The following is a 19,815-nucleotide window of genomic DNA, read 5'->3' on the forward strand; positions in this document are numbered from 1 at the left end:
TTCCCCCTCACATATTTGGCTGAATTAAAATTTTTAAAGACTCTTCCGGATTTGTCATAAGCTGAAATCCTTTTTCGATGTCAGCAAGCGGCAATTGATGTGAAATAAATGGCGTTACATCAATTTTTCCGCTTGCCATCATACTGATTGCGGTTGCAAAATCTGAATGACTATAGCATCGAGTCGTCGTTAACGATAGTTCTCGGAAGTGCATCGCTGCAAGGTCAATGGTTGGCGGTTGTTTATAAACGCTTACAACAACAATTTGGCCCTGTGTTCGACAAGCATGAATCATCTGATTCGCTGTTATGTTATTTCCTGCAACTTCAAAGACAACATCTGCACCAACTCCATTTGTTGCTGCCTTCACTTCCTCTACTACATCTGCTTTTTTGCCATCCAAAGCAATAAAGCCAAGCTCTTCCGCCTTACCTAAGCGATACGGACTAATGTCAGAAATAAATATTCTATCTGCCCCTGCTAATTTTGCCGTTAGGGCAATCAATAAACCAATCGGTCCCGCTCCTAGTACTAACACCGTATCTCCTACTTTAACATTCGAGCGTCGTACAGTGTGAATTCCTACAGCCACTGGTTCTGCGAGTGCGGCATGCGCATCAGACAGCGTATTCGGTACTTTATGCAAACGATGTAGAGGAACAGCTACATATTCCGCAAATCCACCGTGAGAATCAATCCCAATCAATCCAAGCGTTTTACAAACATGGGAATTCCCTGATACGCAAGCATCACACTTGCCGCAGCTAATCGTAGGTTCCACAACAATTCTATCCCCTGCCTTAAAAGCTGACTCGCCTTTGATCTCTTCAATAACACCACTGAATTCATGCCCCATTGCCAGAGGAGCTTTGGCTCTAGGATGTTTTCCAAAATAAATCATCATATCAGTGCCGCAAATTCCCGCGGAGGATACCTTTATAAGCGCCTCCCCCTGCTTTAATGTTGGTTTTTCCAAAGTTCCTACTGCCACCTTTTTTTCAGCGAGAAACAATCCAGCTTTCATAACAGTCATTTCTTTTTACCTCCCAATGATTGATTTGTTTATGAAAATTCTAAAATAGCTAATCATTATATCTAGTATACTTGTCGACATACAAGACCCATGTATACTTGTCGACAACATACCGTAAATAGATTCTTTTTACATCCAGTTGCAGTGAAAATTTTTCTTGCCTTTACTCGTTCTTCTTTCATCACAAAAATAAATCGAGTAAAGATGGATTCTGTGCTAATTGAAAAGCAGCAACTCCTAAATCTAGTGCACTTTGTATACCTTTACCCACACCAGCATAAATCTATGTGAGCAACCACCACCTTTCAATAGTGTATTACATGGCCTGCTCTTCCAAGAGTTCCCTAAGCAAATCATCTCAAACGCAATCTAGAGTTACCTTTCCAAGGCTTAATTTAAACATCCCTTTATTTGATGTTAATACAGGACTTTCAATGTTAAGCCTTCAAAGGATTTTTTATTGTAATTTATTATTTAGTACAGTGTTATTAACTGTTTTTCGAGTATCCTCAAAATGCTCGTGAATAACCTGTTTCATGTAGCTGCTATCTTTTGAAACTAAAGCGCTTACTATCAATCGGTGTTTATCCATTAAAGGTCCTATTTCATGTGTTTCTCCTGTAAATCGTCTTTCTGTTGCCACTAATAACGCCGCAAGCACAATGTGACGAATATTATTCCACAAATGCAAAATTCTTGTGTGATTCGCCTCTAAAATCATAATTTCATGGAAGTATAGATCTTGATATGCAAACTCTATAAAATCATGATGCTTAGCCGCCATTTCCATCTTATCAATAATTTTATTTAGCTCAGTAACTAAATTTTCATGATGAATCTTTGAAAGACGTTCCAAAATAAAAGTTTCAATTAAAAAACGAACATCATATATTTCCTCTATATCCTTTGGAGTTAATCCCAACACTACTGCTCCCATACGTTCTAAACGAATTAAACCTTCAGTAGAAAGCGTTTTCAAAGCTTCCCTAACCGGAGATCTACTAGTGCCAAATTCAGCTGCAATCTGATTTTCTGACAATATAGTGTTAGGCTTAATACTTCCATTTACAATTTGTAAGCGTAACTCGCAAGCAATTTTTTCTCCAAGTGAAGCCCCTTGTAGCCACGAGGAAGGATACTGCATAAATACTCAACTCTCCTATCAGATTGTACATAAAATTATTTGTAATTATCAGTTATAGAATGACTCAATCCTAGCTTTACAATTCAGGCTTTTTTCAATTTTACAAGATAAATTCCTTTAGTTGCATACTTGTATACAACTTTATCTTTATTCTACTGAATCATTTCAACCTTGTAAACACAAATATTGTAAGCGTTATAAAAAATTTTAAAAACATACACATAGGGATGATTGTCTTTTGGGAGTAAAACGTATGCTAAGAATCTAATGGATATTGAAACTGTTTCATTGCTTTACACGAAGCGGTGATTCCTGTTCAATTGCAAAGTCTCATGCCATAAGTGAGCAGATGGTCCTTAAAAAAATTCATCTCCATTCAATGCTTAGCACCATCCGCAATCCAATGCTGCGGTTCAACAATTCAACACCAATTCAGTTAATTGATAAAAAGCAATCTGAAAAATCCGAGTTCCTTCCATAATAAAAGTCCATGTAGCTCAAGAACCTGCCGCATGGACTTTTCAGTACAAGAATCTTCTCTGCTTTATTTAATTGGTTAATACCTATGCAATAATAAAGTGAGAATAACAAGTATTAAGTATTTTAAAATCTTGGATTGTGTTCAGCCCGCTTTATAAAGGTTATTTCGTCTTCTATTAAACCGCAAGAACCGCATTGAACTTTATATTGCGGACCTTTGTACGCTAAGTGGAAAGGGTCTAACGAATCATTGGTATATTCGTTGATAATTTCCCCTGATTGAGGATCCATTTTTACTGGTTTTGCTACTTGCTCAATGATATTAAACCTTGAACGATTTGTTTTACAATTAGGGCAAAGATATGGTTTTGTCATTATAAGCTACCTCACTGACATCTAATCTTATGTACATAGTTTGTATGTTATATCATAATTTATACATCACATATACAAATTCCTTACATGTCAATTCTTGTACCTTAGTTCATTTTTCAACTAATCTGTTGCTGTTTTACACGATTTGTAATCGTGTCCTCTTTAGGTGAAGTTCGCCGAATAAAGAATGACAGTACAAATGCCACTACCGTCAAGCCTGTCGCTACCATGAAGGCATCATTCACTCCTAATACAGTACCTTGGTTTATTACCATTACCATCTGTGCTTTATCTGTCGGAGGAACATGATGTTGAGCTACGAGTTCTTTGACATGCTTGGCACCTTGATTCGTCATGATTGATACAAAAAATGCCATTCCAACTGCTCCGGCAACCATTCGCAATGTATTAACCATAGCTGTGCCATACTTGTTCAGGCTCAGTGCCAATTCATTTAAGCCTGAAGTAAAAATTGGCATCATGATTAACGACATACCGAACATGCGTGCAGTATATACTGTCACCACATAGGTAAAAGACGTATCGACTTGAAGTTTTGTAAGATCATAGGTCGTTACAATTGTTATAGCCAAGCCAATGACTGCAAGCCATTTCGCACCGAACTTATCAAACAGCTTCCCAGTTATAGGAGACATAATTCCCATAACAATCCCCCCAGGCAAAAGCAGTAATCCTGATAGCAATGGAGAGAAACCACGGACATTCTGCATATAAATCGGCATTAAAATCATTCCTGAGAACATAGCCATTGTCACAATTACATTAATTATCGTAGTCAACGTGAAGACTGGGTAGCGAAAAATACGAAACTCTAATATCGGATAGTCCACTACCAACTGACGCCAAACAAATAAAATTAAACTAATAACACCAATTGTAAATAGAGTGATTCATCGTTTATTTTTAAATTAAAATACTAGGTTGAAATCCCCCTCTAACTTAAAGATTCGTAATTTTTTAAAACGCTTACATTCATGTGTATTTAAAAAAGCATCTCTCTAAATCCTGTCCTTTTCAACTTATTTATAGTCAAATCCTGACCATTAAACCTTTTTGTCCCTTGCCCTATGCTCTTTTCGATATTGGTGCGGGGTTACATTATAGACGGCTTTAAATACTCTATTATAGGATTTTTCATTTGGAAAACCGTGATCTAATGCTATTTGTATAATGGAGTAATCCGTATTCATTAAATCATGATACGATTTTTCAAGACGAATAGTATTTATGTAATTAAGTACAGTCATTCCTACATGTTTTAGAAAGAATCGTGAAAGATACTCGGAGGATAAATTAAACTTATTTGAAATTACGTCAATAGATAAATTTTGATTATAGTTTTCTTTTATAAAATTAGTAATCAAAGTTAATCGATCTAAATACTTTTTTGTTCTGATTATTCCACTACTTTTTTTATTAACTTTAAAGTTCTTTAATAAGATATAAATTAACTCATACGATAAACCCGTTATTTTTATAGATGCTAGAGGATCATTTTCTTTATCCAAGAAAACTCTTACTATGGAATGTAAATTTTCACGCAATTCATTAAACTGTAGCTCTCTCTGCTTATCTTGCTCGTAGATTGATATACAATCAAATGCAATTTGGTCGCTATTAGTATAGTTAGCTTTTACGAACTCATAAGGTATTAGAATAGTAACAGCCTTCCGATCTTTCCCCTGATTTACTGAAAAAGAATGGATAGCATTAGAATTGATTAAGACAATATCACCCTGTTTAGACGTATAATTCCTTCCATCGATATAGATTCTATCGATTTTCCCGGAGAGAACATATGATATTTCTATGCTATCATGCCAATGTCTTGGTATAACCACCTGTTTGTCTGTGGTATGAATGATTACTTTTATAGGTAAATCATCATCAGTTTTTATCAGTTCATACTTGTATTCCATTTCAGCCACCACCGCCTAAAATAGTATGTTTCTATCCTTGGTCTTGCTAATATCTTAATACGAATTGAAAAGAAAGGATAGTACGCTGCATCCGCAAAAAAATGGACAGGACAACCTGTAAGTTATGATAGAACTTCGGAGAATTAGGCCCCATGAATCCCTCAAAAACGTAGACACATGTACATTTACCCATAAACCGCCAAAACTCTTTCCATGACTGCTTTTAAGATATTTTGTATATCCCTAAACTTTCGAAACTAGATTTAACTCAACATACATATTGTTAATCGCTTCCACAGAAACTAACTGAGAATAATTCATGATTGGAGTCTGATCTAACTTGAGAACAATTCAAGATCCAAAGAAAATAGAGGAATTAGGCAGATTTAACAAAAAAGTTTCAGATGCACATTATGAATATTTACGCTACTGGATCAAACACACCGTATTTCATTGGGATTGGTGGCTTTCATTCTTCTTCACTATTCTCCCTTGGTTGCTTTGGATCATGTTCAGAAAAAAACAAAGCACAAATCGACTTTTATATGTTATCCTCTTTGTTATTTTCTTTACATCATGGATGGATTTTTTGGGGGTGATGTATGGATTTTGGCGCTACACCGGAAAAGTGATACCTACCATGCCTTCATATGTTCCTTGGGATTATTGCATAATTCCAGTAATTGTCTCTTTCATCATTCAGATAAAACCTAAAGCTTCACCGTGGCTTAAAGCACTCATTTTTTCCGCTATCGCGTTTGTAGGTGAATATTTTTTTATGTGGCTAGGGTTTTATGTACCTATTAAATGGAATCTTATTTATTCAATCCCTATTTATGTTTTGCTTTATCTTATATCTCATAAATTGAGCAGGATGAATAATTTTGAAGAAGTATAGACTAAACATTTTTAGCACCACGATCAGCAGCAGAATCAATCGAATCAGTCCCGCATTTTATTCAATACACATTTGGTTAAGATTTCTGCCTGGCTATCAACTAAAATTGTACTTTTACAAAAGGGAATCTAGAGACAAGATTTCCAATAATGCACCTCCTGGATAGAAGGTAGCAATTTTCTGTACAAATTATAAGATGATTATTAAAGTCTAGAAATAAAACCAAAGTTTGTTCAAATTTTAATGAGGTACAAGTTCTTTCTTAATACCTCTTATAACTAAAGAAGGGAAAGGACATAACTATAACTATCCCCTTGATAATATAAAACAGCATAAGAGGTTACGTCCCTTATTCTGAAAATAAGAAAACATAAGAAATGTAAATTGATATCAAGGCTAGACCGTTAGAAAATTATAGAAGGGATAGAATATTATTATCAATTCACCAGAAAAGATTTATAAATATATCTTACAATTAACAACTTTTGCAAATAAAAAAGGAGCAAATATGAATGTGGAAAATCCTAGGGGTGCTATTTGCAGTAACCATCATTCTAATCATTGAAGTTCCTTCTCTTTTGAAAACGAAAACGAAAAAAGAACTATGGATATTTTCAATCTTACTCCTGTTTAGTACCGTGCTAAGCATTGCAAAAAGTTTACAGATGGATATTCCAAACCCTCTAGATTGGTTAGAAATTATTTTTAATCCATTAAGTGATATCCTACTAGGTTTATTAAAATAAAAAAAGGGGGGGGAATATGCTCAAGGAAAGTAAAATATCTTTTCACCAATTCCTGGTATTGGTAACACTATATACTGTCGGCAGCACTATCTTAGTTGTGCCAGCAGGTATGGCTGCTGATTCAAAACAAGATGCCTGGATAGCGGCAATTGTTGGTGTAGGGGTAGGTTTATTATTGGTATGGTTGTATAGCACCGTAGGGAGCTTCTTTCCTAACCAGACCCTAGTCGAATTGAATGAAACCCTTTTAGGGAAATGGTTTGGAAAAACTATTTCTCTCCTGTTTGTTATTTTCACATTAATTTCTTGTAGTCAGGTTCTGTTTTATCTAGGAAATTTTTTGACCACGGAAATTATGCATCAAACACCAATTATATCGATTCATATTATTTTTCTAATCGTCGTTATTATAGGAGTGCGTCTTGGAATCGAATCATTAGCTCGTTGTGTAGAAATTTTGTTCCCTTGCTTCATTATACTCTTTGTTATTTTAACGCTTTCTATAGTTCCTCAAATTAAAATTGAAAACATACAGCCGATCTTAGAAGCAGGAATAAAACCTATATTACGGTCTACCTTAGTATTTTTAAGTATCGCTTCCCTAACGCTTATTGTTTTGTTAATGATTTTTCCTGCCTATGTGAATAACCCCCGAGAAGTGCGAAAAGCCTTTTTCGTTGGACATTTCATTGGCGGGCTTATTATGATTGTTATTATAGCTTCGAGCCTTTTTGTTCTTGGTCCTTTTCATACAGCAAGATATATGTATCCAAGCTATGAGCTGGCAAGAAGAATAACCATCGGGAATTTTCTGGAACGAATTGAAGCCATTATAGCAGTTATGTGGTTATTTTCACTCTATGTCAAGATATCACTTTATTTTTACGCTACTATTTTAGGTCTTGGACAAATACTGGAATTAAAAGATTATCGGCCACTAACTTTTCCTATTGGAATAATTATAGTTCTCCTTTCCATTATGGTATATCCCAATGTTGCTTATCAACAAACGTGGGATACTACAACTTGGATACCTTATATTTTAGTAGTAGGTCTTTTCTATCCTATATTCTTGTTAGGAGTTGCTATATTCCGAAAAAATCATCAGGCTGGATTAAAGAAATAAAATTATAAATACTATTTTTTATTGATGTAAAAAAGTAATATTTCAAACAAATGCACAGATATTATCAAGGCAGTTTCCTTCGCAAGAGTGGTTGCCTTCCAACCCAAGTTTTTTGATTCGCTTATTATACGACTTAATCATATATACATTTTTATTTTTAGTCATCATATTATCTTTATAACGATTGGAAAATTTATAAACATACTAACCTGATGGGGAGTGAGTCCATGCATTACTTTATTGGTGAAAATCAAGATAATCATGCCCCTGTTTCTAACGGTAACGTATTAGCTTGGCTTCAGCAATATGATACAGGCTGCCGTCCCGTTGATAGAGTAAGCCAAATTTTTTTTCCAAACTTTGATCTTTCCAGTGCGATGTTAGATAAACCAGGCTCTTATGTACTCGTTAAAGATCAGAATGAAAAAATCTGGTATGATCCATACGGCATTGTACAAGAAAGGTTTGGACAAGTTGGTGAAATTATATCGATGAATAGCACACGGTACATTAACGGTTACGGCATATATGAAGTCGTTTCCCATAAAGGCAACACAGTTGTCAGGACAAAAACATGGACTCCTCCTGATACAAATGTCCTTATTCGTTCCATCCAAGTAAAGACACTCCGCAACAATCCTGCAAAAGTATCCATCTTTGCTGTCGTACATCTTCAAAATATTGTACAAAGAATAGACAATATTTTTATTTCCCGTGTTTCTGAAAATCAGTGGTTAGCAGCAGCCGTCTCTCCTAATTCTAGAGGGGTAACAGACGATGTTGCTAAAGCTGTGACGGGAGGCCAAATATCCATTTTTGAACATAGTTTGCTTCCTACACCTTTGATATTTTCCATTCCCCAAACGATTCCTGCTAACCACTATAGTGAGCCTGTTTATCAAGTGTTTGCAGCTGGAGCTACAAAAGAGGAGGCACTCAAAGAACTGCAGAATACGCTAATAAATATCGGACAAAGTGAACAACGTACATTACAGCAGTGGGAAAGTTGGCATAATGAAACTATAAATATTGGTGCACTCCCAGCAAAGCTTGAGTATTACTGGAGAGTTAGTAATACTTTATTAAAAATGAGCCTGCAGAAAGATGGTACACCTATTATTATTGGATTTAAGCCGTACCAAGGAAATGTGTGGATTCGCGACAGCTTATGGATTGCGTCTACACTAGCGCTAGCAGGCCACACAAAAGATGCTGTAAAGGCTTTATACGCAACACTTAATTATCTAATAAAGCGCCCTGATGGTAACTACTATTTTGCATACAATGTAGTAACACGATTACCGAACGAGCATGCATTTGAAAATGATACAACAGGGCTCATTCTATACGGAATTTGGCAGGTATGGTCTTTAGTAAAGGATAATACCATTTTACATGATCTATGGCCAGTTATTAGCCATTCTGCCGATTGGATTTTAAGGAATCGTGACTTTACCGGACTTATTCTTCCGGATGCAGGAATTTGGGAAACCTTTGGGCCGCATTTAGGGGAATCTTTCGAGCATATGACATGGACATCCGCGATTTCCTCCTTTGGATTAATTAAGGCTGCAGAAATGGCTGAGGCGATTCGGGAAAATGAGAAGGCAAGGCAATTTAGAGAAGGAGCACATGAACTGCTCCAATCTATCGCTAAACATAATGTCCATAACGGGATCGTAAGCCGCTCTATGGAAACAAGGCTATTAGATGCCTCGGCTTCCTTGTTCTTCTCAGAATTCCCAATATTTCCAAAAGAATGGATGGAGTCAACCGTAAAGGCAATTCAACAAAGATTGGAAGATCCCTTTATCGGAGGAATTTGGAGACATGAAAGTTTAACGACAGAAGAAGGTGATTTAAAACCATGGATAGGACCAACTTTTTGGTTGGCTGAAACGCTTTTAGTGAAAGGTGATGTCACTCAAGCATGGAAATATTTTAATCACAATTACCAAAATAGCGCATTTTGCGGCCTCTTACCAGAATTATTATATAGCAGAGGGCGTGCACGAGGAATTGGAATGCCAAGCTATTCTCAATCAGGTGTAATACGATCCTTGCTCCTCTCACAAGGTTTATTTCATCGAAACGGTATGTTTTAAAATTTTTTCTAATATACTAAAAAACAAAAAACAGCCCTTTTGAGGCTGTTGATTAACATAAGAGTCGAAAGTCGAAGTTAAGCTATTTTTTTCTAGGAAAGCAAAACTTTTATCCTAATTGTTCTCCTTCAAAATAGTTTTTTGCTGGGCCAGTTTGAATCTTTCCTTTATTGTTACTATCGAAAAATACCTCTACCCTATCATAGGCTTGTAATTGTAAGATAGTAGATACGCGTACGGAACCATCTACAGTCGTAGGTTTAGAGTCTGAAGCCACAATACTGCCATTTACTCTTATCTGTAAAACTATTGAACCTGTAGGACGCCCAAAAGGGACAAAGGAAACACTTGCGATAATGGAATATCTGCCATCTTGATCAGGCATAAACGTCGATGTAACTGGATTATATTCCTTCGCTAAATCAAATTGTTCAGTTTGGAAAAAAACCTTTACTGCCCCTCCGGTTCTCGGAACAGTTTGACTTACAGTTTTGATAGCCCTGAATGCTGATGCCCTTACGTGTTCTTTTTTTTCGTCCTTCTGACCGTCGTACTTATCTTTGTGATGGTCATCGTACTTATCTTTGGAATGATCATCACGTTTATCTTTGGAGTGATCATCATACTTATCTTTGTGATGGTCATCGTACTTATCTTTGGAATGATCATCATACTTATCTTTGTAGTGGTCATCATACTTATCTTTGTGATGGTCATCGTACTTATCTTTGGAATGATCATCATACTTATCTTTATAGTGGTCATCGCGTTTATCCTTGGAGCGATCATCATACTTATCTTTGTGATGGTCATCATACTTATCTTTGTAGTGGTTATCGTACTTATCTTTGTAGTAATCATCGCACTTATCTTTGTAGTGATCGTCGCACTTATCTTTGTAATGATCGTCGCACTTATCTTTGTAATGATCGTCGTACTTATCTTTGTAATGATCGTCGTACTTATCTTTGTAATGATCGTCGTACTTATCTTTGTAATGATCGTCGTACTTATCTTTGTAATGATCGTCGTACTTATCTTTGTAATGATCGTCGTACTTATCTTTGTAATGATTGTCGTACTTATCTTTGTAATGATCGTCGTACTTATCTTTGTAATGATCGTCGTACTTATCTTTGTAATGATCGTCGTACTTATCTTTGTAATGATCGTCGTACTTATCTTTGTAATGATCGTCGTACTTATCATCTTTCTTATGATCGCAACAATCTAGATTCAGATTAACAGTGGGATAATCGCACTCCCATTTCTTGTCGTATGAATGATCATCGTACTTATCTTTGTAATACTGGTACTTACCTTTATAACGGTCGTACTTATCTTTGTAACGATCATCGTATTTATCTTTGTGATGATCGTCGTACTTATCTTTGTAATGATCGTCATACTTATCTTTGTAATGATCATCGTACTTATCTTTGTAACGATCATCGTACTTCTCTTTGTAGTGATCATCGTACTTATCTTTGTGGTGATCGTCGTACTTATCTTTGTAATGATCATCGTACTTATCTTTGTAGTGATCATCGTACTTATCTTTGTGATGATCGTCGTACTTCTCTTTGTAATGATCATCGTACTTCTCTTTGTAGTGATCATCGTACTTATCTTTGTAACGATCATCGTACTTATCTTTGTAACGATCATCGTACTTATCTTTGTAGTGATCATCGTACTTATCTTTGTAGTGATCATCGTACTTATCTTTGTAATGATCATCGTACTTCTCTTTGTGATGATCGTCATACTTATCTTTGTAACGATCATCGTATTTATCTTTGTAATGGTCATCGTACTTATCTTTGTAGTGATCATCGTACTTATCTTTGTAGTGATCATCGTACTTCTCTTTGTAGTGATCATTGTACTTATCTTTGTAATGATCATCGTACTTATCTTTGTGATGATCGTCATACTTATCTTTGTAATGATCGTCATGCTTATCTTTGTAACGGTCGTACTTATCTTTGTAACGATCGTCGCACTTCTCTTTGTAATGATCATCGTACTTATCTTTGTAATGGTCATCGTACTTATCTTTGTAGTGATCGTCGCACTTCTCTTCGTAGCAATCATCGCACTTCTCTTCGTAGCAATCATCGCACTTCTCTTCGTAGCAATCATCGCACTTCTCTTCGTAGCAATCATCGCACTTCTCTTCGTAGTGATCGTCGCATTTCTCTTCGTAGCAATCATCGCACTTCTCTTTGTAATGGTCGTCGTACTTATATCTGTAATAATCGTACTGACCTTTAAAACGGTCGTATTTATCTTTTTGGTATCTTAATTTATCATAGTAGCTTCCCATATCCTCATCTCCTTTTTGAAACTCCCTAAAACTATATTAAAATTTATTAATTTCGCCTGTGCTTTTGCCCTGCACACACAAAAAATTCCAGTACGTATGTCATGACAAGTTTCTATAACTCATCATTATTGAAGGAGTAAGATTCCTCAAAATACAACAACAAAACGTCAATGACGTTTTAAGCCCTACTCCTCTTCTAAAAACCTAGCTTACTTTATGTATCAGTAGTATCTTTCTGTTAGTAGAGAAACATATAGGAGAACCTTTTAACAGTTTGACATAAAAAAGTGTAGAAACGATGTTCTACACTTCGAGGAAGATCGATATCTTCAACAGATGAATATAATGTTATAACAATTTATTGTTCGAATGTTGTCTTTAGTGCCGAAAGATACATCGGAGGGAGTACCCGGATTCGAACCGGGGAAATAAGGGTTTTGCAGACCCATGCCTTACCACTTGGCTATACCCCCTTAAGGATTAGCGGGATACGAACGTATTCCCGCTTAAAAATGTTCTAAATATGATGGATGTTGCTTAACAAATTTTGATTAGGCTTTATCTAAAATAACTTTAACCTTCTTTTGCGTAATGCTGCGCTGGCCATCCACACTAACAGGAACATCACCCGCCAAAGTAACCCGACGTACTACACGACGTTGATTGCCATAATCGTTCACCGCATAGTGCTGTGTTGCACGGTTATCCCAAATCGCCACATCCCCGACAGCCCAGCGCCAGCGTACAGTGTTTTCTAGTTTGGTAATATGATCTTGCAGAACAGAAATGAGATGATTGGAGTCAGACAAGGATAATCCTAGAATTCTTTTTACGAACTGTCCTAATACTAATGTTCGCTCTCCTGTTTCCGGATGTACCCGTACGAGCGGATGCTTAGTCTCGTAAATAGTTGAAGTAAACACATCCTTATAGTAGCGATAATCCTCCGATGATGCTTGTGTGTGGTAAGCTGCATAATCATAATCATTTGTATGTAACGCCCAGCGATGATCAACAAGATTACGCAATTCCTCGGATAAATTTTGGTAAGCAGTTGCCGTATTCGCCCAAACTGTGTCACCGCCAACTTCAGGAATGATAATTGAACGAAGAATGGAAGCTTGAGGGTACGCATCTATAAATGTTACATCTGTATGCCAAGCATCTGCACGTCCTCCATGATTTGAATCGAGCTCAAGTATGCTTGTTCCATCTTTACTCGGTACCGTTGGATGAGCATACAGCTCACCAAATAAACGCGAGAATGCTTCTTGGCTGGCATCATCAAGGTGCTGCTGATTACGGAAAAACAATACCTTGTATTTTAATAAGGCTTCTCGTATCGCTAACACTTCCGACGCATTCAAATCCGCAGATAGGCGAAGCCCTTTTACTTCAGCTCCAATCCGTGCTGTGACTGGTTTAATTTCTAACTGAGCTTTAGTGGAATTTGATTGATTAGCCTTACTCATGTGATTTCCCCCTTACGTTCCCTTTAAAATATAAACCTCTTTTAACAAAGAAAGCTTTGGATAAACAAGAACAGGCCAGAGCACCCATTGGTGTTCTGGCCTTCAGTTAACTGATCAGCTCTTACTTATAGAGAATAAATCCCTACTAATCACATAAACTTTATTTGTTATTTAAATTGTAATACTTTTCCTATTATAGTGTCAATCTTTTAATTGATATTTCAAACTTAAAAATTAAAAGTATAGCAACTGTATAAGCATTACTCTGCACTAACTCTTGTCCAAAAAGGTTCCATTTGTGGAGAAAATCTATAATTGAATTTAGAAAATTATTATTTTCATCCCCCTTTTTCTGTCTCTCCATCACGTATAATGGAAATGAAATAATCACACCACTTATTAAAATCCTTATCACGCTTCAGTTCTTCTATTGATTTATTATGCCTAGATAGGGGGTTTGGCATGTCGGCTATAATTCTTCCTGGATTCGACTGCATGACTACAATACGCGTTCCTAGCAACAGCGCTTCCTCGACATCATGCGTAATAAAAAACACACATTTTTTCGTTTTCCTCCAAATTTCAAGAAGGTGATTTTGCATGGATGCACGGGTCAAAGCATCTAAAGCACTAAAAGGTTCATCCATTAACATAACCTTAGGATTCGCAGCAAGAGTTCTTGCAATAGCTGCCCTTTGCTTCATACCTCCTGAAAGCTGATAAGGTAACCTTTTAGCAGCATTTTCTAATCCTACGATCTCCAGATAGTAAGAAACTGTATGCTTTCTCACCGTCCTCGGTATGCCTTGCATTTTCAAACCAAATTCAATATTTTTTTCAATTGATAACCATGGAAACAGATTGTGATGTTGAAATACTACTCCTACATCTGCATTAGGCTTCCTATGCGGGTTTCCATTAATCATGACCTCACCTATTATTTGCTTCTGAAATCCTGCTATAGCATTTAGCAATGAAGATTTCCCACAACCTGATGGACCTAATACACAAACAAAATCGTTTTCATATAACTCAAGATTAATATGCTTTAATACATATAAATCTTGAGTTTCATAACGCAAACTTAAATCCTTGATTTCAATTATATTAGAACGATTTACAGTCTCGGTATGTCGTTCATGCGGGATGCTTAAGGCCATACTCCTTCTCCTCCCCTCCCTTTATTTATACAGTTCACTTAGCAACGCTTGCTGATACGTATTTAGACCTGGCGCAGATGATATGTTTTTCTGTGTAACCATAAAGTCTGCAGTATCCTTCAAGACATTAGCTAGTTTTCCTGGTTGCCCTGGCGCTCCAAAGTACGCCTTCTGCTGGGAAGCATCCAGCCAGATAATTTGCTTCATTGTTGTTAAGCTTTCCTCATGCGATAATCCTAATTCCTTAGAGAGAAGCTGAGCGGATTGTTCAGGTTTGTCATGATAGTAATGCACTGCCTCATCTAAGACGGCAATATATCCTTTAACAATTTCAGAGTACTTCTTCGCAAAATCCTTATTCACAATTCCAAATTCTCCGGTTACAATATCTTCTTGTGCCAAGTCTTTTGAATTAATAATCATATTCCCTCCTTCATTTATCAACTTAGTCTGTATCGGCTGCCAAATATAAGCTGCATCGATATCATTTCGTTTCCAAGCAGCATAAATATCAGGTGGCTGCATATCAAGGATTGTGATTCCTTCTTTTTGAGGATTAATGTTTTCCTTTTCCAAAGCCTTTAGCAAGCTATAATGAGATGTTGAACTAAAGGTAGTTGCAATTTTCTTGCCTTTTAAATCCTTTAATGATTGAATACCAGAACCTTGTTTTGCGATTAACGCTTCGCTTTCACCGATAATATCATGCAGGTAATACACCTTATAGGGCAATTTGTTTGCAATTCCTATTGAACCTGGGGGTGTACCTACAAGACCAAAATCAATACTCCCGCTTGCCATCGCATTATTCACATCTCGTCCTGAATCGAACTTAATCCAATTAATTTTTATATCGGGGTACTTTTTTTCTAGCAAACCTAAAGCTTTAGATAACAATTCTCCATTAGGGGAGACTTGATATCCCAACCTAATTTCTTTTGGTACCGCATGATTGGATACAGAGTCTTTTGATTCTCCTGCTGCACCTTGATTCGAGCAGCCAGTGATTAGACTAACAATCATAAGTAATATAAGAATCCATAGCGTGTTTCGTTTCCTTTGAAAAATCATGTAATTTCTCCCCCGATTTTTATTGATATATTATGATTCTTGCTTCCCAACCCACGAGAATTGAAAACGTTGATACCATCTAATAATGCCATCCATTAAAATGGCGATTCCTCCCATTAGGATAATCCCCACAAAGACAATATCACTTCGTAAATACTTACTAGCATCCAATACCATCCAGCCAATTCCTGAAGTGGCAGCAACCATTTCCGCAGCAACTAGCGTAGCATACGTAACTCCAATCGCGGTGCGAAGGCCCGTTACAATGTCTGGAAGGGAGGATGGAAGAATGATAAATAAAAGAACTTTCCATTTTGAAGCCCCTAATGTTAATGCACCATTAATCCGATCGCGCGGAACCTTCTGCACACTGGATACAGTTGCAAGAAACAACGGAGCAAAAGCACTTAGAAATAATAGCGCCACTTTGGACTTATCATCGATTCCCATCCATAAAACGAGTAAAGCATAATAAGCTAACGGTGGAAGAGGTCTATAAAATTCAACAATAGGATCGAAAATAGCTAGTATGTATTTTGAATACCCACATAGGATTCCTAATGGTACTGCTGTAAAAAACGCCAAAACCAAAGATGAAGATAACCTATATAGACTGTTTAGAATGTGGGTACTCAATGATGCTCCTTTATATCCCCCTGTTGCTAAATCCAAAAAGGCTCTCCAAACAGCTTGAGGAGATGGTAAAAAAATAGGATCTACCCATTTCAAATTGGTGCTCACTGCCCAAATGATACACAGCAAGCTAACGCTAATCGCTGAGACTCCCCTGGCAGGTATGCTCCTTTTGTGCATCAATTTTTCATTCACTTTATATCCCTCCTTTTTCTTTAAACGCAAAAAGGCTCCTTTTGATTTCGTAAAAAAATCAAGAGGAACCTCCAGTTGTCTGGTCAGATAACCTAAAATTCATATCGGTTTAATAAGAATAGTATCAATGTTTCATCACTATGTCAATCGGTTTTTCTTTTTAATATAACAGGGGCTCCAGAGTAAAACTATGCGCTACCTTTTGGTACACCCTCATCAACATTCAAATATCTGTTTATACCCAAAAACGCAGCTGTACCTAAAAAGCAAAGTAAATAATTCTTATCCAAATACGATGTTGCAAGAATCGAAAGCCCCTTTCAAGTTTTCATTGGGAAGGGGCTTTTATTAGATCACATAATTGACGTTCTTGAAAGTAAATAAAATGTATAGTAATACCCTTCTAGTTTTTCGTGAATTTTATCCTGCAGATAATTGAGCATACAATGCTTCAAAAATTAAGCCGCCTCTTTCCAATGCTGTCACATCATCAAGGCTTGTTAACCGAATGCCATCACATATAAAATCAAGCCCTGGTGCAATTGGCTCCAAAGATACTTCTTGTACCGTATCCGCTTCATCTACAATTAGAGCAATTCGTTCTAGTACAGGGTCTTTAATTTTAAATTCTTGCAGCATTGTATGGAATGTGCAATGGCCCTTTCGATGAGAAAGACGAACACCAGGAATATCAAATGGTTCTGCTCCATCTGGCAATGACATTTGACCTATGGGGATAAATAAGAATTCCGCTTCTGAATCAATCCATTTTGTTATGAGCCATGCGCAAGCCATTCTGTCTACTCCTACATTTTCCCAAGTAACCCACTTCATCCATTTATTCCTCCTCTGACATTTTGTAATTCCTTTAATACACGTTTTCCTAAATCAGATTGGAAATAATCCTTTACTTTAATTTGCTGATATTTCTTAGAGAGAGAAACAAGATCTATTTGTTCCTTTTTCAATTCATCTAGAATTTCGGCATATTCCTTATCTACCTGAGACAAAAATTCTTTAATGATACACTCGTCATTCATTCCCAAAACAAGCCGAGATTCCCATAGAGTTGCTTCCCCTCCCAGTTCTTGAATTTCAACAGCTAGCCATTGAAAGTGTTCTTTTGTTTTTGGACTAGACGGCAGGCACCACACAGATTCATGAAGGAGAACCGCGCCGAGTCTCTTTAGTTTTCTCCATACATACACACGTATTTTGCTTGGGTTTCTTGGAATCTTATACACCAAATGCAGCCAATTCTGCATGAATTCATCTCCTAACCTTTACCGCATCATTGGGTAAACAATTAATCCAATGATAGCTGCTACAAGAATAATAATTGGTTCTGAAACCTTCTTGCTTTTCCAAAGAATTCCAAGAGTGATAAGGGCTAATAAAGCCGTAGGAACATCAATGATGGATCTCTTCCCCAATACAATCACTGCACCGCTAATTGCTCCCGTTGCAGCAGCCGTGACACCATTCACAAAGGCATTAATTCCGGGGAGTTTTCCGTATTTTTTAAAAAAAGGTGCAGGGACAATCGTTAGCAAGTAGCATGGAAGAAAAGTAGCCAAAGCTGCAACAGTTGCCCCAGGGAATCCGGCTACTAAGTAACCTATGAATCCTGTTGTAATAACAACAGGGCCAGGAGTAATCATTGCCACAGCAACTGCATCAAGGAACTGTTGGGCATCCAACCAGCCGTATTCTTTAACGGTACCTCCATATAGAAAAGGAACAATGGCAAGACCGCTGCCAAACACAAATGCCCCCGCCTTTGAAAAGAAGGTGAATATGTTCCATAGAACACCTGTGTTTGAAGGTATTGCGGCTCCCAGCAGTAAAGTAAACGAGAACGGTTCAAGAATGCCTAATTTTGTTTTTTTCCATAACCCCTTTGGAGGAGCTTTTACCAACCAATATAAAATACCAGCTCCTAAAAATAACCAAATATTTTCTGTCTCAGTAAGAACCGTTACTGCACCGGCAACTAAAAATATACCCCAAAGCAACCAATCCTTTCCGATTGTTTTGGCAGTTAATTTGTAAGCACTAAAAGCAACAATTCCAATCACACTTGCACCTACTGCATAAAAAACAGCTTGCATCCAAGTTAAGCCGCCGAATTTTAGATAGGCCCAGCCTAAAGTAACAACCATTAAAAATGAGGGCATAACAAATGCAATAGCTACTAATGTCGCTCCAAGTATCCGGTAATGGACATACCCTAAATAAATAGCTAATTGTGCCGCCAAAGGACCAGGAGCAAGCTGCGAAAGAGCAAGGCCATCCTTATAGTCTGCGTCTGAAATCCAACCTCGTTTCTCCACTAAGTCTCGATACATATACCCCGTTAATGCAACAGGTCCTCCAAAACCAATAGTGCCCAGCTTTAAAAAATATAAAACCATTTGCAAGAGCGAGTACGTTGCGGCTTGGGTTTGATTATTTGACTTTGTTTCTGAAAAATCACTCATTGTTTCTCCCCCTAAAAGTAATACTGGTTACATGCATTAAAACCATTTTATATTACATCAGTAAATATAAAAAGAGTTTTTTGTAACACTGGTTACATGTATATAAAGTATCGTGAAAAACCTCCACTTCAGATTTTCTCTTTTTTCCCTAACCAGCTTTGTTAGTTGAACAAAGAACACCCCATACATATTTAGTTAACATAATCATTCATTCAAAGCAGCGAGCATTTTCTCTAAACAAAGCAACGGCAAGGTCGAGGACCCTGCCGTTTTTCTGGTGTCCCTTCCGCAGCAACGTTTGGGAAGAAAGGTAACCACATCATGCCAGATAAAATTCTGTATATCCTTCGCGCATAAAATCCGCGCTTTATTGGCGGTACTCCTTATCCGCTATACTTATTGACAAAATATAAGTTGACACATCGGTAATGTTGGAATAAGATAAGAGAAATTACATTCAGAAAATTTACACGATACGAGAAAATAGGGGGAATTTACTTGAAACGATGTTGTCGAATAAAAAACATGTACTTATTTTTTCGACTTAAAACATAGTATTCCGATGTGTTTTTTTAGATAAAAAACCTAGCTCAGCTACATACGGACAGGATAAGTGAAGGTTTAATTA

The 19,815-nt window shown here is 36.9% G+C and carries 16 protein-coding genes, 1 tRNA gene and 1 pseudogene; 4 read left to right on the top strand and 14 right to left on the bottom strand.

Annotated features, from left to right (window positions below; all coding sequences use genetic code 11):
• Window positions 1-7: 7 nt before the first annotated feature.
• From AC6HZ4_RS16195 to AC6HZ4_RS16215, 5 genes and pseudogenes are all read right to left on the bottom strand, one after another.
• Complete coding sequence (locus AC6HZ4_RS16195) at window positions 8-1,033, bottom strand: zinc-dependent alcohol dehydrogenase (protein ID WP_497490651.1); 1,026 nt, start codon at window positions 1,031-1,033, stop codon at window positions 8-10.
• A 457-nt stretch (window positions 1,034-1,490) separates the two neighbouring features.
• Window positions 1,491-2,177: a GntR family transcriptional regulator gene (locus tag AC6HZ4_RS16200; RefSeq protein ID WP_497490653.1), complete on the bottom strand. Its 687-nt coding sequence runs from the start codon at window positions 2,175-2,177 to the stop codon at window positions 1,491-1,493.
• A 603-nt stretch (window positions 2,178-2,780) separates the two neighbouring features.
• Window positions 2,781-3,032, bottom strand: coding sequence for a DNA alkylation repair protein (locus AC6HZ4_RS16205; protein ID WP_497490654.1), 252 nt, complete (start codon window positions 3,030-3,032; stop codon window positions 2,781-2,783).
• A 116-nt stretch (window positions 3,033-3,148) separates the two neighbouring features.
• Window positions 3,149-3,931, bottom strand: a pseudogene (locus AC6HZ4_RS16210) (MFS transporter); the annotation flags it as partial.
• A gap of 165 nt (window positions 3,932-4,096) precedes the next feature.
• On the bottom strand, window positions 4,097-4,972 hold the full coding sequence (locus tag AC6HZ4_RS16215) for a helix-turn-helix domain-containing protein (protein ID WP_497490655.1): 876 nt from the start codon (window positions 4,970-4,972) through the stop codon (window positions 4,097-4,099).
• A 340-nt stretch (window positions 4,973-5,312) separates the two neighbouring features.
• Between AC6HZ4_RS16215 and AC6HZ4_RS16220 the strand changes: the two genes are divergently transcribed.
• The 4 genes from AC6HZ4_RS16220 to AC6HZ4_RS16235 all read left to right on the top strand — a co-directional run bounded on the left by AC6HZ4_RS16220 (window position 5,313) and on the right by AC6HZ4_RS16235 (window position 9,847).
• Window positions 5,313-5,870, top strand: a complete 558-nt coding sequence (locus AC6HZ4_RS16220) for a CBO0543 family protein (protein ID WP_497490657.1) — start codon at window positions 5,313-5,315, stop codon at window positions 5,868-5,870.
• A 512-nt stretch (window positions 5,871-6,382) separates the two neighbouring features.
• The gene (locus AC6HZ4_RS16225; RefSeq protein ID WP_497490659.1) at window positions 6,383-6,616 is read left to right on the top strand and encodes a hypothetical protein; all 234 of its coding nucleotides are present in this window, start codon (window positions 6,383-6,385) and stop codon (window positions 6,614-6,616) included.
• 16 nt (window positions 6,617-6,632) lie between these two features.
• The gene (locus AC6HZ4_RS16230) at window positions 6,633-7,742 is read left to right on the top strand and encodes a GerAB/ArcD/ProY family transporter (protein ID WP_497490660.1); all 1,110 of its coding nucleotides are present in this window, start codon (window positions 6,633-6,635) and stop codon (window positions 7,740-7,742) included.
• 227 nt (window positions 7,743-7,969) lie between these two features.
• On the top strand, window positions 7,970-9,847 hold the full coding sequence (locus tag AC6HZ4_RS16235) for a glycoside hydrolase family 15 protein (protein ID WP_497490662.1): 1,878 nt from the start codon (window positions 7,970-7,972) through the stop codon (window positions 9,845-9,847).
• Window positions 9,848-9,956: 109 nt separating this feature from the next.
• Here the strand turns inward: AC6HZ4_RS16235 and AC6HZ4_RS16240 are convergent, their stop codons facing one another.
• The 9 genes from AC6HZ4_RS16240 to AC6HZ4_RS16280 all read right to left on the bottom strand — a co-directional run bounded on the left by AC6HZ4_RS16240 (window position 9,957) and on the right by AC6HZ4_RS16280 (window position 19,187).
• Window positions 9,957-12,176: a hypothetical protein gene (locus tag AC6HZ4_RS16240; RefSeq protein WP_497490663.1), complete on the bottom strand. Its 2,220-nt coding sequence runs from the start codon at window positions 12,174-12,176 to the stop codon at window positions 9,957-9,959.
• Between the two features lie 400 nt (window positions 12,177-12,576).
• Window positions 12,577-12,649, bottom strand: a tRNA-Cys gene (locus AC6HZ4_RS16245).
• A 78-nt stretch (window positions 12,650-12,727) separates the two neighbouring features.
• Window positions 12,728-13,648, bottom strand: a complete 921-nt coding sequence (locus AC6HZ4_RS16250; RefSeq protein ID WP_497490664.1) for a TauD/TfdA dioxygenase family protein — start codon at window positions 13,646-13,648, stop codon at window positions 12,728-12,730.
• Between the two features lie 338 nt (window positions 13,649-13,986).
• Window positions 13,987-14,808, bottom strand: a complete 822-nt coding sequence (locus AC6HZ4_RS16255) for an ABC transporter ATP-binding protein (protein ID WP_497490666.1) — start codon at window positions 14,806-14,808, stop codon at window positions 13,987-13,989.
• A 21-nt stretch (window positions 14,809-14,829) separates the two neighbouring features.
• The gene (locus AC6HZ4_RS16260; RefSeq protein ID WP_497490668.1) at window positions 14,830-15,879 is read right to left on the bottom strand and encodes a taurine ABC transporter substrate-binding protein; all 1,050 of its coding nucleotides are present in this window, start codon (window positions 15,877-15,879) and stop codon (window positions 14,830-14,832) included.
• A 30-nt stretch (window positions 15,880-15,909) separates the two neighbouring features.
• Complete coding sequence (locus tag AC6HZ4_RS16265; protein ID WP_497490670.1) at window positions 15,910-16,707, bottom strand: ABC transporter permease; 798 nt, start codon at window positions 16,705-16,707, stop codon at window positions 15,910-15,912.
• 420 nt (window positions 16,708-17,127) lie between these two features.
• Complete coding sequence (locus AC6HZ4_RS16270) at window positions 17,128-17,541, bottom strand: chromate resistance protein ChrB domain-containing protein (RefSeq protein ID WP_497490671.1); 414 nt, start codon at window positions 17,539-17,541, stop codon at window positions 17,128-17,130.
• Window positions 17,538-17,972, bottom strand: a complete 435-nt coding sequence (locus AC6HZ4_RS16275; RefSeq protein ID WP_497490673.1) for a Chromate resistance protein ChrB — start codon at window positions 17,970-17,972, stop codon at window positions 17,538-17,540. The genes AC6HZ4_RS16270 and AC6HZ4_RS16275 overlap by 4 nt, the downstream gene beginning before the upstream one ends.
• A gap of 18 nt (window positions 17,973-17,990) precedes the next feature.
• Window positions 17,991-19,187: a chromate transporter gene (locus AC6HZ4_RS16280; RefSeq protein ID WP_497490675.1), complete on the bottom strand. Its 1,197-nt coding sequence runs from the start codon at window positions 19,185-19,187 to the stop codon at window positions 17,991-17,993.
• Window positions 19,188-19,815: the final 628 nt, after the last annotated feature.

This window comes from Ectobacillus sp. OTK, from assembly GCF_059698935.1.